At 61.5% G+C, this 16249-nt stretch carries 8 protein-coding genes and 1 pseudogene; 5 read left to right on the top strand and 4 right to left on the bottom strand.

Annotated elements, in window-relative coordinates; genetic code table 11:
* The 3 genes from IQK56_RS19785 to pvdP form a co-directional block, all read right to left on the bottom strand.
* On the bottom strand, positions 1-2436 hold a 2436-nt coding region (locus IQK56_RS19785; RefSeq protein ID WP_193901794.1), incomplete at its 3' end, for a two-partner secretion domain-containing protein.
* Between the two features lie 18 nt (positions 2437-2454).
* Positions 2455-4149: a ShlB/FhaC/HecB family hemolysin secretion/activation protein gene (locus IQK56_RS19780; RefSeq protein ID WP_193901793.1), complete on the bottom strand. Its 1695-nt coding sequence runs from the start codon at positions 4147-4149 to the stop codon at positions 2455-2457.
* 416 nt (positions 4150-4565) lie between these two features.
* Positions 4566-6194 carry a pyoverdine maturation tyrosinase PvdP gene (pvdP, locus tag IQK56_RS19775; protein WP_122308190.1) on the bottom strand — a complete coding sequence of 543 codons (1629 nt, stop codon included), beginning with the start codon at positions 6192-6194 and terminating at the stop codon, positions 4566-4568.
* Between the two features lie 143 nt (positions 6195-6337).
* On the opposite strand from pvdP, the gene pvdM reads away from it, so the two are divergent.
* From pvdM to pvdO, 3 genes and pseudogenes are all read left to right on the top strand, one after another.
* On the top strand, positions 6338-7681 hold the full coding sequence (gene pvdM, locus IQK56_RS19770) for a pyoverdine-tailoring dipeptidase-like protein PvdM (protein ID WP_193863974.1): 1344 nt from the start codon (positions 6338-6340) through the stop codon (positions 7679-7681).
* An 18-nt stretch (positions 7682-7699) separates the two neighbouring features.
* A complete protein-coding gene (gene pvdN, locus IQK56_RS19765; RefSeq protein ID WP_193863975.1) occupies positions 7700-8968 on the top strand; it encodes a pyoverdine-tailoring periplasmic protein PvdN in 1269 nt (422 codons plus the stop codon).
* A 32-nt stretch (positions 8969-9000) separates the two neighbouring features.
* Positions 9001-9872: pseudogene (pvdO, locus tag IQK56_RS19760) on the top strand (dihydropyoverdine dehydrogenase).
* Positions 9873-9979: 107 nt separating this feature from the next.
* Here pvdO and IQK56_RS19755 read toward each other — a convergent pair.
* Positions 9980-12466 (bottom strand): TonB-dependent siderophore receptor, encoded by a 2487-nt coding sequence (locus IQK56_RS19755; protein ID WP_193863976.1) that lies wholly within the window; start codon positions 12464-12466, stop codon positions 9980-9982.
* Positions 12467-12897: 431 nt separating this feature from the next.
* Between IQK56_RS19755 and IQK56_RS19750 the strand changes: the two genes are divergently transcribed.
* The gene (locus IQK56_RS19750; RefSeq protein ID WP_193863977.1) at positions 12898-14547 is read left to right on the top strand and encodes a cyclic peptide export ABC transporter; all 1650 of its coding nucleotides are present in this window, start codon (positions 12898-12900) and stop codon (positions 14545-14547) included.
* A gap of 132 nt (positions 14548-14679) precedes the next feature.
* A partial coding sequence (locus IQK56_RS19745) for a condensation domain-containing protein (RefSeq protein ID WP_246500250.1) occupies positions 14680-16249 on the top strand: 1570 nt, incomplete at its 3' end.

Raw genomic sequence — 16249 nt, 5'->3', positions numbered from 1 at the left:
GTGGCGTGCAGGTTGAGGCTCGCCGGCTTGCAGGGTGGCGGCGTAGACTTCACGGCCGTCCTCACGCCAGGTAGTGAGGGTGCCGGGGTTGCTGAAACCAGGGCCTTCAGAGCGGGCCTTGAGTTCGGCAAAACGCTGCGGATCGAAAGGCGCACTGTTGAAGGCCGGCAGGTCGTGAAACTCCATCTGGTCCCACAGGGCTTTATCGATGCGCCCTGGGGTGCCGATGATGGTGCTGGACAGGCCGGTTTGTGAGGCGGCGCCCTGGTTGAGCAAGCGGCGCGCGCTGAGGTGCATGTCGCCATTGGCGGCCATCAGGCTGTAGCGGTTTTCCAGGGTATCGGCGTCGATATGCAGCTGTTGGCCGGCCACCAGGCGTGCGGCGTTGGTGGAGCCGGGAGCGGCGGTTTCGCGCCAGGTTTCGGTGATGTAGATGGTGCCGCGCTTGAAGCTGTCATCGCCGTCACAGTGCTGGCCACAGACCCATTGGATGCTGCCGCCAACCAGTTCGCGCTCAAGGGCCAGTACAGTGCGGGCGTTCTCGAATTCACGCGTCTTGATGTGCAGGTTGCCTTCGCTTTCCATGGTGCCGGACAGGTTGCGAAAGCTCGTCGCCTGGCTGCCGTCGGCAGCCGCGAAACTGAAATCGCCACCGCTGTAGACGTCGCCTTCAAGGTTGCTGAAATGCTCGCCGCGTAGGTGCAAGTCCCCGCCGCTGAACAGCAGCCCGGTGTTGACCACGTTGGCGCTGATCAGCAGGTTGCCTTGACTGCCGAGGCTGCCGTCGTTGTTCAGTTGGGTCGCGCTGAGCTGTAGATGTCGGGCCGCACTCAGCACACCGAGGTTGTGCAGCACATCACGCACGCGCAGTTGAATGTCGTTGCCGCTGAGGATCTGGCCGTGGTTTTGGGTGAGGTTGCGGGCGCTGAGAGTGGCATTGCCCTTCACGGCGATCAGGCCACTGTTGTGCAGATCTGCGGCGAGGGTGAGTTGCAGGTCACCATCGCTGAGCAGTTCACCGCGGTTGTCGAAGGTGTTGGCGGCGACAGTAACGCTGCCAGCCGCGACGGCCTTGCCGCGGTTGTCGACGGCATCGGCAATCAAACTCAGGCCGCCTTCGGTATGGAGCGTGCCGCCGTGGTTGTTGATCTGTTGAGCCGACAGGCTCAGTTCGCGGGCAGTGACGATCTGCCCAGTGTTGTTCACTTGTTGGCGGGCTTCGATTTTCGCGCTGTCGGCGGCCAGGTTGCCGCGGTTGTCGACGACCGCAGTGTTGATATCCAAATGGCCACTGGCGTTGAGTTCACCTTGATTGTCCAGGCGTTCTGCCGTGATCTTCAGTTGCTTGCCAGCAATACGCTGGTCCTCCTGAATCCCACTGACGACCTTGCCTTGGTTGCTCACGGTTGCCGCTTGCAAGTGCACATTGCCCGCGCTGGCAAGGGTGTGCTGGACCCGCAGATCGCCTTGCGCCTGCAGGTCCACATCGCCCACCGCAAAGGTCGGGCCTTGCAAGTCAATTGACGCAGCCGTAGCGCTCAACGCGCCGACACTGGTGGTGTGGGCCAGGCTCAGGCCACCGTTGGCATTGATGACTATGTCACCGGCGGTACTGGCCATATCCCCGGCGAGCCGTACACCCACGCCTTTTTCGGTACCTACCAGTCGAATAGTCCCCGCATACATGCCGCCGAGGGCGCTGGCGTCGATGGCCAGTTGCGGCTTTTCGCGGCCATCATCGGCATGGGCGCGGGCCTGCAAGCTGTCGGCGCTGACGTCATTGCGGCCGGTGATGATGTTGAGCTGGTCGGCATGCAACTGCGCATTGAGCTTGGCGGTGCGGGTGATCAAGTCGAACTGACCGACATTGCGCGCATTCAGCCCGGCGCCTTCCAAGGCGATCTCGCCGCCGTCCACGCGAAAGTGATCGAGGCGGCCGCCGTCCAGCACAGGCTTGCCGGTGGTGAGCGTCGTCCGTGGGGTATTGATAAAGCCGCAACCGTTGCAGGTGATGCCATGGGGGTTGGCAACAATCACCCGCGCAGCCTGCCCAGCCACTTCGGTATAGCCACCCAGGTGACTGCGATTGCCGCCGGTGACTTCGTTGAGGATCACGCTGGCAGGCTGGCCCTGCAAGCCGGGGTTGCCGAGGATCACTCCGCCGAGCTGGGTGTTTTGCGTGGCATTCGTGGCGTTGTTGAGGATCAGCCCGTTGCTGCCGACGTTGTAGTCGGTAAACAGGTTATGTGACAACCCGCTGCCGTTGGGCCCGGCAATATTGACCACCGGCACGCCATTGGGCCCGTGACCGATGCTGGTACCGGGGCTGGCGGGGTCGACGCTCAGTTGCGCGGCAGCCGAGACGATCGGATTGAGAAACAGAATACCTGCAAGGCTCAGGGCCAGGCACTGGTTAAACGGGCTGCGCACGTCCATAGGCAAGGTTCCTTGTTGTTAGAAGAACAGGTCGATTCGGGCGTACATCGGGCGCTCGCGGTGCTCAATCACAGCCGGGCGCTCCAGGGAGCGGGCGAACACCAGCGATGCGCCGAGGTGTGGGCCGCGCGCGCTGAACTCCCAGGCATTGCCGGTGAGGCGCCCGGCCACGTCGGGGTTGTGCGGGCCACGGCGGATCACGCCGATGTCGTAGCCGAAGCCGACGCCCACCTCGTGTACCCACGGGCGCAAGGCGTCCCAACCCACCGGGTGACGCCAGCGCAGTTGGCTGCGCCAGTAGCCGCCGCTGTTGCCCGAGAGGTTCTGTTCGCTGAACCCGCGCACCGCCCCCAGGCCGCCGACGCTGAGACGTTGCGGGCTGTAGAGTTCGTCTTCGGCGCGTTGGCCGGTAGCCAGGCTGTCGACGCTCCAATGCTGGCCCAGCCAACGCAAGGACTGCAGGTAGCTGAGGGTCAGGCTGTATTTCTGATAGCGGGAGGTGGGTGCGCCCGCGCGTGTGGAGAGGTCGCGCTGGGCGTCCAACGCGCCGATGCCTTGCTGCCAACCGGCATCAAAGTTGACGAAGGCATTACCGATGCGGCGGCCATGGTTGAAACCGAGTTGGCGCTCGGTGATGCGATGGCTGGACGTGCGCAACAGTGCGTCTTCCAGATAGTTGCGGGTACGCAGGTGGCTCAGGCCGACGTTGATGGCAGTCTTGCCCAGGTTGTCGCGGTGCAGCACCCGTTCGGCGCGCAGTTGCTGGCTGGAGGTGTCACCGGACAGCGCGAAGGCAAATCCGGAGAGATCGTTGCGGGTCCGATAAAAGCTTTGGCTGTGGCTGACATTGAAGGTCCACCAGCCATAGGGCACGCTGTAGAACAGGCTCTGGCTGTCAGAATGGCGCCAATGATCGCTGACCGTATCGCGGTTGGCGCGCAGGCTCAGTTGGTCCGCCAGGCCCAGAGGACTGTCCCATTCAAAGCCGAGACCCGCCTGCTGGCGGCCGGTACTGTCGTCGCCATGGTTGTTGCGGTTAGCCGAGACGCGCCAGGGCTTGAAGCGCTCGCCCTTGAGTACCACACGGCTGCCGCCAACCGCCTGGCCTGGCGTCAACTCAAGCTGTGGCTGGCGCGAAGGCAAACGTGCCAGTTGATCGACCCATTGCTCCAGCTCGCGTAGATCCAGCACGTCACCGACGCGGCCGGGAAAGCTCATGGCGGACTCGGCTGGACTGGCCAGCGATGAGCTGTCGAGGCCTTCCAGGCGCCCTTCCACCACGATGATTTTAAGCTCGCCGTTTTTCAGGTCTTGCTGCGGCAGGTACGCGCGGGTGGTGACGTAGCCACGGCGCAGGTAATAGTCGGTGAGGCTCTTGAGCACTTCGTTTAGCTGCGGAACGCCCAGGCAGCGAGCCGCCCACGGCGCGAGCAAGGCATCGCGCTGTGCCTCGGAGAGCAAGGTGGTGCCTTCAACGGTGATGCGCGTGAGGGTGACGCACTGGCCGTCTTCAGCCAATGCAGATTCGGTGCGTGCTACGGCTTCGCCTGGGAGGCTTTGCAGTTCGTCCAGACGTCGACGCTGCTCTTCCAGCACTTGTTGTTGCCGTTCACGGGCCAGTTCTCTGTCGCCCGGTAAGGTTTGCGGCGCGGCAAGAAGTGGACTGCTGAGCAGCACCACTCCAAGTAACGCGGATCGTAAAACGGCTGACATCCTTTTCACCCTCACAGGTGCTCATAGGGAAAGAGCACGCAGCTTGCCGAGGCTGAATCGGTTAAGGAAAAACAGAAAGGTTACAAAAAACTCAAGATTTCGGCGGGTATTCCTACCTCTGTCGCACAGTGCTCAGGAGACCGTCAGACGCTTCCTGAAAATATGGGAAAAGAGTAGGAATTGAGTAGGAAGGAAGACGAGAAAATGAGAAGTACGGTTTCTTCTTGCGCTCGAAATCTTTAAGCCTACAAGCACAATGGAAAAGAGAGTGTGAATGGGTAAATCACTCTGTCAGAGAAAAAACACAGCAAGCTCAGCTATCACTCGAACGCGCTTATCTGATAACGACAGCGCCAGCTTAATGCCCGGCCGCTGCCGTTTCACATCGTAAAAATCGTAATGTTGTCGACCAGCGGTCACGCCTCCCGCGCCTTCACCTTCAAATGCCGCGCATACCAAGGCCGCTTCGGCACCCGCTTGAACAAGCCTTTGAGCGCATCGTCGTCAGCGCCAAACGTAATCCTCAACGCGAGCTTCATGGTCTCCGGGTCCATTTCCATTGACTTGCCCATCTGCAAGCCCGGTGTGGTGCTGCAGCCATGGGTGTCCGGGCCGAGCCACGGGTCGCCGACTTCGACCCAGCGGCCGGGTGCAAACCAAGCCACGCCGTTGACCTCCAGCCGGCTGACTTCGCCTGGATTGAAGCGCTCGTGGGCGCGGAACCAGTCTTCGATGCGGTCATCGATCCAGCCGTGGAAGTGCCAGAACACCGGGTTTACGTGGGAGGAGAACGGGTCGCCGAGGAAGTCGTTTTCGGCGGCATACCAGCGTGCGGCAAAGTCTGCAGGGTCACGGGCAAAGGGTACTGGCGCGCCGTTGGAGGGGTCGCGGGGCACCGAGGCCCAGCGCATGTGCAGCCAGTCGTGCAGGCCCAGCTCCATTTGCGAGCCCAATTGCCCAAGCGTGAATTTGGCCAGGTAACGCGGATCGCGGTATTGGGATTCCCAGACCTGGAAGTTGCTGTGGTAGGTCTCTTCGGACTTGATGTCGCTGACCCACTGGGTGTATTCGCTGTCATCCGGGGCCGACCAGGTGGGCGGTAGCGCGAAGCCATCGTGGTTGTCGAAGTAGCGCACAAAGCCCAGGCGATCACGCTCCAGCGCCGGCTGCGGCTCGGGGAAGGCGGGCCACGAGGGCAAGTCCTGCATGGCGCGGGCGGTGCCGAGCATGTGCCGGTGCATGAAGAAGAAGTCGATACCCGAGCCGTTGCGGTCTTTGCGTTTGCCGCGGGCATCGCGCTCCTGGCCTCGTGGGCCGGGTTGCCAGCCGATGCCGCGCAGGGCGTCGCGTTTTTCTTCGGAGAGCTTGTGCCATTGGTCGCGGGTGGCGTGCCACAGTTGGTGGAACAGGCGGTGTTCGGGGGCAATCAGCCACGCGAGCAGCGTCGGGTTATGGCCGATGCGCTGGCGGGCTTCGGGAAACAGTTGCTTGTGAGCGATAAAGCGGTTGTCGCGCTCGGTCAGGGCCAAGGGGCGATCAAGGTCGAGGATCTGCCCGCTGAGGGTGCCGCTGCCGGCGTTGCCGAAGTCGGCCCAGACTTCATCGAGGGTCATCTTGAATTCATAGGCGGGCCTGCCATCGGCCGAGTCGCGGTCGATCAGGCGCCAGTAGAGCAAGGCGCCCTCGCCCGTCAGCACATCCCCGAGCACCCGGTAACGCGGTTCGCCTTCGCTACGCAGGTTGGCGGCAGTGTCCAGGTAGCCGCGCAGGCCTCGGCCACGGGGTGCGATGTCGAGCAGCAGCTCCAGGCCTTGCAGCGGCAGGCCCTTGAGGCCCGCGTCGCGGCCTTCCAGGCGCAGGCTCCAGACACCGCGCAAGGTATTGGCCAAGTGTTGGCCGGCAGTGTCAGCCAGATCCACCGTGGCTTCGCCGGGGGTGATCGGAAATTCTTCACGAGTCCACTCGCGATGGGCATAGAAGGCGGCCGGCACAGCGGCGCCGGTGAGCGCGAGGCCTGCGATGAACCCACGTCGAGAGATGGTCATTGTCTACCTTAGGAAACTGCTTGATCAGAGCTAGAACGTTTGCTGACAGGGGAAATTTACCGCTGCCGCCTCGCCCGCCTAAATTTCCCCGCGCATTGCTCGTTCCTCCCTGATAGCGAAGGCCTCAACTGACTGAGATGGCAATGACAAAATCACGTTCGAAAAAGGCGCTGTACATCGCCCTGCCCCTGGCCCTGGCGGTCGGCGCTGGCTTGCTGACCTGGGATCACTGGTTCAGGGGCAATGCCGGTTACCCGCTGGAGGTGATCAAGCAAGCCAATGAAATGCAGGACCGCCTGCTGTCATTCGACAGCCATATCACCGTGCCAGTGGATTTCGGCACCGCCGGCAAGGAAGCGGACAAGGACGGCAGTGATCAATTCGACCTGGCCAAGGCCAGTCGTGGCCGCTTGTCCGGCGCCGCCTTGACCATCTTCGGCTGGCCAGAGATCTGGAACGGCCCCAACGCACCGCACAAACCCACCGAAGGGTTTGTCGAAGCGGCACGCCATGAACAGGAAGTGCGCTACAAGATCATCAGCGCCATGGTGCGCGACTTCCCCAACCAGGTCGCCATTGCCTACACCCCGGATGACTTCCGGCGCCTGCATGGCGAGGGCAAGTTTGCGATTTTCATGAGCATGCTCAACGCCTATCCGCTAGGCAATGACCTGAACCAACTGGACCTGTGGGCCGCGCGCGGCATGCGCATGTTCGGCTTCAGCTATGTGGGTAATAACGCCTGGTCGGACTCCTCGCGCCCGCTGCCATTTTTCAATGACAGCCCGGATGCCCTGGACGGCCTGTCGGACATTGGCAAGCAAGCTGTGCATCGCCTCAACGACCTGGGTGTGATCATTGATGTGTCGCAGATGTCGACCAAGGCCCTGGAGCAGGTGGCACAGCTGAGTCGTACGCCGATGGTGGCCTCTCACTCGGCACCGCGGGCATCGGTGGATATCCCGCGCAACCTCAGCGACAAGGAATTGCAGCTGATCAAGCACAGCGGCGGCGTGGTGCAGATCGTGGCCTTCTCCGCCTACCTGCGCCCGCTGAGCCAGCCGACCCAGGACAAGCTCAACGCCCTGCGCGCACGCTTCGACCTGCCGCCCCTGCCGAACCTGGCCATGGCACTGATGCCGGGCGACCCCATCATCGCGGCCTGGCCCGAGCAGCGGTTCGGCGAGTACGCCAGCGCGCTGTACGGCATCCTCGAAGAAGAACCCAAGGCCACCCTCAAGGACCTGGGCAACGCGATCGACTACACCGTGCGCAAGATCGGTATCGACCATGTCGGCCTGTCTTCGGACTTCAACGACGGCGGCGGCATCGATGGCTGGAACAACGTCGGTGAAATCCGCAACGTCACCGCCGAGCTGATCCAGCGCGGCTACTCCGAAGCCGACATCGCCAAGCTGTGGGGAGGCAACTTCCTGCGGGTGTGGGACCAGGTACAAAAAGCCGCCAAGCCATTGGCCAACCGCTAACCACCTGGAAGCCAGTCCATGACCGACCGCCGTACGTTTCTCAAGCAGGCTGGGGTACTTGCCGCCAGCCTGCCACTGGGTACTGCCATCCTGCCTCAGGCGCAGGCAGCCGCAACACAAGACCCATGGACGGGTTTCAAGCAACTGTTCAACCAGGACCCGGATTACCTGCATTTCTCCAATTTCCTGGTGGCCTCGCACCCCAAACCGGTACGCGAAGCCATCGAGCGTTACCGTGCACAGATCGACCGCAACCCAGGGCTGGCCATGGACTGGGACCTGCAGGAAACCTGGAAACGCGAAGGCCAGGTGCGTGAATGGGCCGGTCACTACCTGAAGGCCACCCCCCCGCAGATCGCCCTGACCGGCAGCACCTCCGAAGGGCTGGCGATGATTTATGGCGGGATCAAGGTGCGGCCTGACCAGGAAATCCTGACCACCGTTCACGAGCATTACGCCACCCAGAACGTGCTGGATTATCGCGTCCTCAAGCAAGGCACCCAGGTCCGTCGTATCACGCTGTTCAACAACGCCAACCACGTATCCGCCGACGAAGTGCTGGGTAATATCCAGCGCGCCATTCGCCCCAACACTCGCGTGTTGGGGATGACCTGGGTGCAGTCCGGCAGCGGCGTGAAGCTGCCCATCGGCGAAATCGGCAAGTGGGTGGACGAGCACAACCGCGACCGCGATGAGCGGGACCGCATCCTCTATGTGGTGGACGGCGTGCACGGCTTCGGCGTGGAAAACCTCGATTTTCCCGACATGCACTGCGATTTCTTCATCGCCGGCACCCATAAATGGATGTTCGGCCCGCGCGGGACAGGCCTGGTGTGCGCCCGCGATCCCGAGAACAAATACGTGACACCCATGGTGCCGACCTTCTCCGAGGACAAGGATTTCGCCACCAGCATGACGCCGGGCGGTTACCACGCCTTCGAGCACCGCTGGGCGGCGGACGAGGCCTTCAAGCTGCACTTGCAGTTGGGCAAGGCGCACGTGCAGGCGCGCATCCATGCACTGAATACCGAATTGAAAGACCAGTTGCTGGCACTGCCCCAGGTCGAACTGGTCACCCCGCGCAGCACCGAGCTGTCCGCTGGCTTCACCTTCTTCCGGGTCAAGGGCCAGGACAGCGACGCGGTGGTGGCCCATATGATGAAACACCGCGTGGTGATCGATGCAGTGGAGCGTGATGCCGGCCCCGTGATCCGCACCTCGCCCGGCCTGCTTAACAACGCCGACGAAATCCAGCGGTTCATGACCCTGCTGCGCCAGCGGGTGTGACGCTTACTTTTCCCTTTGAACGAGATGCCCACATGATTCCATTCCGACTCAAACCCTTGAGCGCCCTGGCGCTGACGGCCCTGTGCAGCGCCCTGCTGCCGGGCCTGGCCCAGGCCGCCGCGCCACAACCGGGCAAGGTGTTCAAGGACTGCAAGGACTGCCCGGAAATGGTCGTACTGCCCGCCGGCACCTTCACCATGGGGACGCCTGAAGATGAAGTCGGCCGCGAGCCGGATGAAGGCCCGATGCATGACGTGACCTTCGCCAGACCGTTCGCCATGAGCCGCTTCCATGTCACCGCCGGTGAATGGGACAGCTATGTGCGCCAAAGCGGTGCGAAGATCGCCAACGGCGACACCCGCCCCGGCCGCGAATGCATCGCCAGCAAGCCGCGTTACCCGCAAGGCCCGCGCCAGCCGGCGGTGTGCATGGACATGGACGACATCAAGGCCTACGTCGCCTGGCTGTCGAAAAAGACCGGCCAGAAGTACCACATGGTCAGCGAAGCCAACGTGAATACGCCGCCCGCGCCGGCTCCACCGGACCGTTCCCGTTCCCGTTCGATGAAGGCAAGGGCTACAGCATCGCTCAGCACGCCAATACGTATGGACCGGCAGACGGCTACAGCTACTCCTCGCCCGTGGGCAGCTACCCGCCGAACGCATTCGGCATGTACGACATGCACGGCAACGTCTACGAGCGCGTCGCGGACTGCGAACACACCAACTACGTTGGCGCCCCGACTGATGGCAGCGCCTGGGTGGAGCCGAACTGCGAGTCCTATCAGATTCGTGGCAATGACTGGGGCGAAGCACCGGTATTTTCGCGCTCGGGCAACCGCAACACGATCTACCCGCAGACGCGGGGGGACTGGATCGGTTTCAGGGTGGTGCGTGATCTCTGATAACGCACGCTGAAACCGGCATAAAAAAACCGCCTGGCATGTGCCAGGCGGTTTTTTTATGCCTTAAGGAAGCCGGCGCAAGCGCCGGCTTCCGGTGGTTCAGTGAATCAGAAGGCGTACTTGGCGTTGATCATTGCGTTGCGCGGTTCGCCGTAAGAGCCCGAGTTGAACGTGCCCATGCCGTCGTAATACTTTTGGTCAAACAGGTTGTTGACGTTCAGCCCCACACTCAGGTGGTCATCCACTTGGTATTTGGCCAACAAGCCAACTACGGCGAACGGATCCTGAGTAGCCTTGTAGTAAGGGCCGGAGTAATTGATTTGCGATGCAGCGTACATCTCACTCTGCCAGGTGACGTTGCCGCCAACCGTCAACTTGTTCCATTCACCCGGCAAGCGATAAGTAGTGCCGAACTTGAACTGGTTGATCGGCTGGTTGGTCTGCACCCGACCGCCGTCCTTGTCGTGGGACTCACGGTAGGTATAGCCACCAAACACGTTCCAGCCACTGACCACTTCACCCGAGATCTCGGTTTCGACGCCACGGGTGTTGGTACCACTGATGGCCTTGTACACAGCGCGACCCGAAGAATCCGTGCCTGACTGCTCCGGCGTGTTCTTCTGATTAATCTCAAACACCGCGACGCTCGCGTTCAGCGCACCATCGAAGAACTCACCCTTGAGACCGATCTCGTAGTTGTCGCCTTCAAGCGGCGCCAGCGAGGTGCCGGAGGCGGTTTTATAGAACGTCTGCGGCAAGAAGATGCTGGTGTAGCTGGCGTACGCCGAATAGGTGTCGTTCAACTCATAAACAATGCCGGCATAAGGCGTGACAACCCCGGTCTTTTTGGTCTTGTCGGTCGCCTTGGTGCCATCGAGATAATTCTTGACCTCATCCTCCTGATTCCACCAGCTGAGCCGGGTCCCCAGAATGATGGTCAGCGGATCGAACGGTTTCAGGCGTAGCGCACCGTACATGCCGGTCTGCTGCAAGGTCGTGACGGTGCCGCCATCCTTTTGATACTCACGATTGCCGTACTCACGGCCGTCCCAGTTGAAAATGTTCGCCGAACCGTAGTCGCCGTCATCATTGTGGCTGGCGTAGTTAGGGAAGTTCAGGTGAGTGCGCGAGGCGCTGGCACCGACCACCAACTCATGCTCTCGACCGCCAAGGTTGAACGGGCCGGAAGCATAAGTATCGAGCGTATCCTGGGTCTGGTAGCTGTCCAGGCGGTAAATAAATACGCCCGTGCCTTCACCGGTCACCGGGTCAGGGTAGCCGCCACTTGCCGATGCGCCCTGGCCTTTACGGTAGGAGTATTGATGGCTGTAAGCAGTCTTCAGGCTCCAGTCATTGTCCAGCTTGTGATCAAGCATGGCGGTGAAGTTGTAGCTGGTATTGTCCATGTAACTCGAGCGCGAGGCCGGGTTGAATGAACGGGAGAAATTGGTTTGCTTGCCGTTGCTGAAGAACAGCGGGATATGCCCGTAGCTGGTGCCGTCGGCATTGTTATTCTGGTAGTCGAGGCTAGTACGCAGCGTTGTGCTGTCGTTCAAGTCGATATCCAGCGCGCCGTACATAACGCGCTTTTCCTGGCTGTACCAGTCAATGAACGAATTTTGCTTCTGATAAGCCGTGACGAAACGCCCACGCACATTGCCGGTTTCTGTCAGCGGGCCAGAGACGTCGACTTCGGAACGGTAGCGGTCCCACGCCCCCGCTTCTCCGGAAACGTAAGCCTGGAAGTCCTTGGTTGGACGCTTGCGCACCAGGTTGATGGTGGCAGACGGAGTGCCTGCACCACTCATCAGGCCGGTCGCGCCGCGCACGACTTCGACACGGTCATAGATGGCCATGTCCGAGATTGCGCCTACGTATTGCTGCGACTCGTTGGCCACCTGTGACGGAATGCCGTCGTACTGGAAGTTCTGGATCGCAAAGCCACGGGAGTAAAACGTGTAACGCTCACTGTCACGGTGATTGATGCTGATACCGGGTGTGAAAGCCATTACCTCATTGAGCGTCGAAAGATGCTGATCATCCATCAACTGGCGAGTAATCACGCTGACCGACTGCGGCGTTTCACGCAACGACAAGGGGAGCTTGGTTGCAGTGCTGGTGGCCCCTGTCGTGTATGAACCGGTATTTTCGGTCGTCGCCCCAAGCCCCTCGGCACTGATGGTGGTTGCCCCCAGGTTCAGCGCCGAACCGCTGGTGGGCGTCATCACGATGTAGCTGCCGTTCGCTTCGCGACTGGCCTGCAAGCCACTGCCCGACAACAGTCGAGACAGGCCTTCATCCACGCCGAACTGCCCTTTCAGTCCTGGGGTGGAGCGCTGGCTGGCGAGCGCCGGATCATAGGAAATCGATACGCCGGCAGCCGAGCCGAATGCCATCAGCGCATCCGACAATTTACCGGCAGGGATCGCGAAGGCAACCTTGCCCGCTTCACTCTGGGCAAATGCAGCGCTCGGCATCAATGTGGCAGCAGCCGGCACAGCCAGCGCGGCACCCAGCATCATCAGACGCACGGTCTGCGGCAATTTCTTCAGCGCGTAATGCTTGGGCGTAGACAACCAAAGGAGATAAGGCATCGACAGCAATCCTTGAACAGTGAGGCGTGTGATTGGCAGAAATAGTGGCGTCTTTGAGCGCCTCTGGTTAATAAGACGGTTCAGGTAATGAAAACCAGACTCATTTACCTGCTTATTTTTCACCGCGCCTCCAAACGCACTTGACCATCAACCGCGAGGGCTATTAATGGTCGAGCGCGCCAGCTCATCGAAATGAAAGCGTCCATGGGAGGGGAACGGCGTACCGGCCTACGGGTGCCGGCCATGGAACACGGCCGCATTCAAGCTATAACGTGGGGCGGCAGGACAAATTTAGGCCCCGCGCCCAACGCAATAAGGCTAAATCGCGCCGCAGTCGAAACGTCTCCTACAAAAGCCCGCGAGCGATCAAATGGATCGCCGGGCCTCCACTCGCCCTTAGCACGTAGCCACGTCGCGACCGAGGTAGTTTCATGACTGCAAAACCGCGTAGCGCCCTCAGCGAACTCTTGAGCCTGCTCAAGCCGTATCGCTACACCGTCATCCTGTCGATTCTGTTCGGCATCCTCGGAGGCGTGAGCGTCACGGCTCTGCTTGCCACGGTCAACCAGGGCCTGCACAGCGAGTCCGGCCTCACCACCGCCGTGGTCCTGGCCTTCGCCGGCCTGTGCCTGCTCGCCCTGCTCAGCAGCATTGCCGCCGACATCGGCAGCAACTTCGTCGGGCAAAAAGTCATTGCCAGGCTGCGCAAGGACCTCGGCGCCAAGGTACTGTCAGCACCGATCGAACAGATCGAACGCTACCGCAGCCATCGCCTTATTCCGGTACTGACCCACGACGTCGACACCATCAGCGACTTCGCCTTCGCCTTTGCCCCGCTGGCCATTTCCATCACCGTTATCCTTGGCTGCCTGGGCTACCTGGCGAGCCTCTCGCTGCCGATCTTCATCATGACCCTGCTGGCCATAGGCATTGGCTCAGCCATCCAGTTCATCGCGCAAAGCAAAGGCATCAAAGGCTTCTACGAGGCACGGGAAGCGGAAGACAACCTGCAAAAACACTACTCGGCCATCGCCGAGGGCGCCAAGGAACTGCGCATCCACCGCAAGCGCCGCCACGCCATGCTGACCCGCAACATCCAGGCCACCGCCGACCACATCTGCGACACCCATGTGCGCTCGATCAATATTTTCGTGATCGCCAAAAGCCTGGGTTCGATGCTGTTCTTCGTGGTCATCGGCCTGGCGCTGACCCTGCAATCGTTCTGGCCCAGCAACAACCCGGCGATGATGAGCGGCTTTGTCCTGGTACTGCTCTACATGAAAGGACCGCTGGAGAACCTGATCGCCAACCTGCCGATTATCAGCCGTGCGCAGATCGCCTTCCGCCGCATTGCCGACCTGTCCGAACGCTTCTCGTCGCCGGAACCGCACTTGCTGCTCGACGCCGATGAGAGCCGCACGCCGCCCATGAAGCATCTGGAATTGCGCGACGTGCAGTACGCGTTCCCGCCCGTGGAAGGCAGTGCGCCGTTCAAGCTGGGCCCGGTGAACCTGACCATCGAGCCTGGGGAAATCCTGTTTATCGTCGGTGAAAACGGCTGCGGCAAGACCACCCTGATCAAGTTGCTGCTGGGCCTGTATACCCCGCAGCAAGGTGAGATCCGCCTCAACGGCACGCCGGTGGACGCCCACGGCCTGGACGATTACCGGCAGATGTTCACCACCATTTTTGCCGACTACTACCTGTTCGACGAACTGGTGCAAAGCGACAAGGCCCTGCCGGACGACGCCAACCAGTACCTGGAACGCATGGAAATCGCGCACAAGGTCAGCATCCGCGATGGCGCGTTCACCACCACCGACCTCTCTACCGGGCAGCGCAAGCGCCTGGCGCTGATCAACGCCTGGCTCGACGAGCGTCCAGTGCTGGTTTTCGACGAGTGGGCCGCCGACCAGGACCCGACCTTCCGCCGCGTGTTCTACACGGAGCTGCTGCCGGACCTCAAGCGCCTGGGCAAGACCATCATCGTGATCTCCCACGATGATCGTTACTTCGATATCGCCGACCAATTGGTGCGCATGGAAGCCGGGCGCGTCATCACCGAAAAAGCTTTCGCCTGACCTCACCCTCCGGCGAGCGCCCTGCCGCTCGCCGCTTGCCCGCCAAGTCCCATGTCACACCTAAATCTCGTCGGCCACGCTTCGTCTTTCTGACAACGCATATTTACGCAGCCGATGGCGACGAGACCAAACATGAACCCACTGAATCAACTCCCCGACGACGACTTGCTGGCTTTGTTGATGGCCGACGACGTCGGTTCAGAGCATTCCATCAAGGCTTCCCCCCATCGCGGCCCCACTCCCCTGTCCTTCGCCCAACAACGCCTGTGGTTCCTGCAACAGCTCTCGCCCGACAGCAGCGCCTACAACCTGCCCAACGCACTGCACCTGCGCGGCCCGCTGGACACACCGGCGCTCGGCGCAGCCTTGCAACAGGTCATCGACCGGCACGACGTGCTGAAAACCGCCTTCCAGACCGTTGATGATGAACCCCGACAAGTGCTTGACCCGCAAGCCCGCATCCACTTGCGCGAAGAGGACCTGTCCGGCCTGGCACCACAGGCCCGTACCGCCGCCGTCACTGAGCGCCTGGCCACCGAGTCCGGTGCACCGTTTGACCTGGGGCGTGCGCCGCTGATTCGCGCCACCCTGATCAAACTCGAGCGCGACGACCATATCCTGCTGTTGAACATGCATCACATCGCCTCGGACGCCTGGTCCAATCCGATCCTGATGCACGACCTGATCCAGGCTTACCAACGCGCCTGCCGGGGCGACACGACGCCGCTGGCGCGACCTGCCATCCAGTACGCCGACTACGCCCGCTGGCAGCGCGAGGAGTACCCGGACACGTCTGGACAACAGCGCGCCGCCGAGTATTGGACGGATTATCTGGGACGCGAAATTCCCACGCTGGACCTGCCTACCGAGTTCCCCCGCAATGCCGGACAACAGCACCGCGCCGGCAATCTCCAGCTGTCAGTGCCCACAGCCCTGGGCCAACAGTTGCAAGGCTTCTGCCAGCAACAGGAGGTGACGCCGTTTATCGTGCTGCTGGGCACTTGGCAGCTGCTGCTCAGCCGCTACAGCGGCCAACAGGACTTCACTGTTGGCGTGCCAAATGCCGGCCGCAATCAGAGCGAGACCCAGGACCTGGTGGGGTTCTTCGTCAGCAGCCAGATCTACCGCACGCAACTCACCGACGACCTGACCACACGCGAGTTTCTCCAAGCGCTGCGCCAGCAATCGCGCGCGGCGATGGAACATGCCGACTACCCGATTGAACTGATCATTGAGCACCTGCAACTGCAACGCAGCACACAGGCCAATCCGCTGTTCCAGACCCTGTTCAACTGGCGTGTGAGCCAGGAACAAACCGGCGCGCTGAAGCTGGGTGAGTTGAGCCTGGCGTTCCTGCCGGTGGCGCAACATGAGGCCAAGTTCGACCTGTCGATGGACGTGGACTACGCGCCACAGCACATCACCGCGAGCATCGAGTACAGCACCGCATTGTTTGGCGCGGCGACGATTGAACGCCTGGGACGCCACTGGCTGCGCTTGCTGCACAGCCTCATTGCCGACCCACAACAGCGGGTTGCCGACCTGCCGATGCTGGACCACGCCGAGCAACAGCAGATCGTCAGTACGTGGAACGCCACCACCACCCACTACCCGCTCGACCACAGCGTCCAGCAATTGATCGAAGCCCAAGTGGCCGCCACGCCCGATGCCCCGGCATTGGCGTTCGGCGACCATCAGCTGA

Source organism: Pseudomonas cyclaminis, from assembly GCF_015163715.1.
GTDB lineage: Bacteria > Pseudomonadota > Gammaproteobacteria > Pseudomonadales > Pseudomonadaceae > Aquipseudomonas > Aquipseudomonas cyclaminis.
The sequence above is the reverse complement of the archived record's forward strand: the minus strand, read 5'-3'. Positions and strand labels throughout refer to the sequence as shown.

What these genes read in the sequence shown, in the direction of transcription:
- IQK56_RS19780 (WP_193901793.1), bottom strand. Translation starts at nt 4,149, where the DNA reads ATGTCAGCCGTTTTACGATCCGCGTTACTTGGAGTGGTGCTGCTCAGC.
- pvdP (WP_122308190.1), bottom strand. Translation starts at nt 6,194, where the DNA reads ATGACCATCTCTCGACGTGGGTTCATCGCAGGCCTCGCGCTCACCGGC.
- pvdM (WP_193863974.1), top strand. Translation starts at nt 6,338, where the DNA reads ATGACAAAATCACGTTCGAAAAAGGCGCTGTACATCGCCCTGCCCCTG.
- pvdN (WP_193863975.1), top strand. Translation starts at nt 7,700, where the DNA reads ATGACCGACCGCCGTACGTTTCTCAAGCAGGCTGGGGTACTTGCCGCC.
- IQK56_RS19755 (WP_193863976.1), bottom strand. Translation starts at nt 12,466, where the DNA reads ATGCCTTATCTCCTTTGGTTGTCTACGCCCAAGCATTACGCGCTGAAG.
- IQK56_RS19750 (WP_193863977.1), top strand. Translation starts at nt 12,898, where the DNA reads ATGACTGCAAAACCGCGTAGCGCCCTCAGCGAACTCTTGAGCCTGCTC.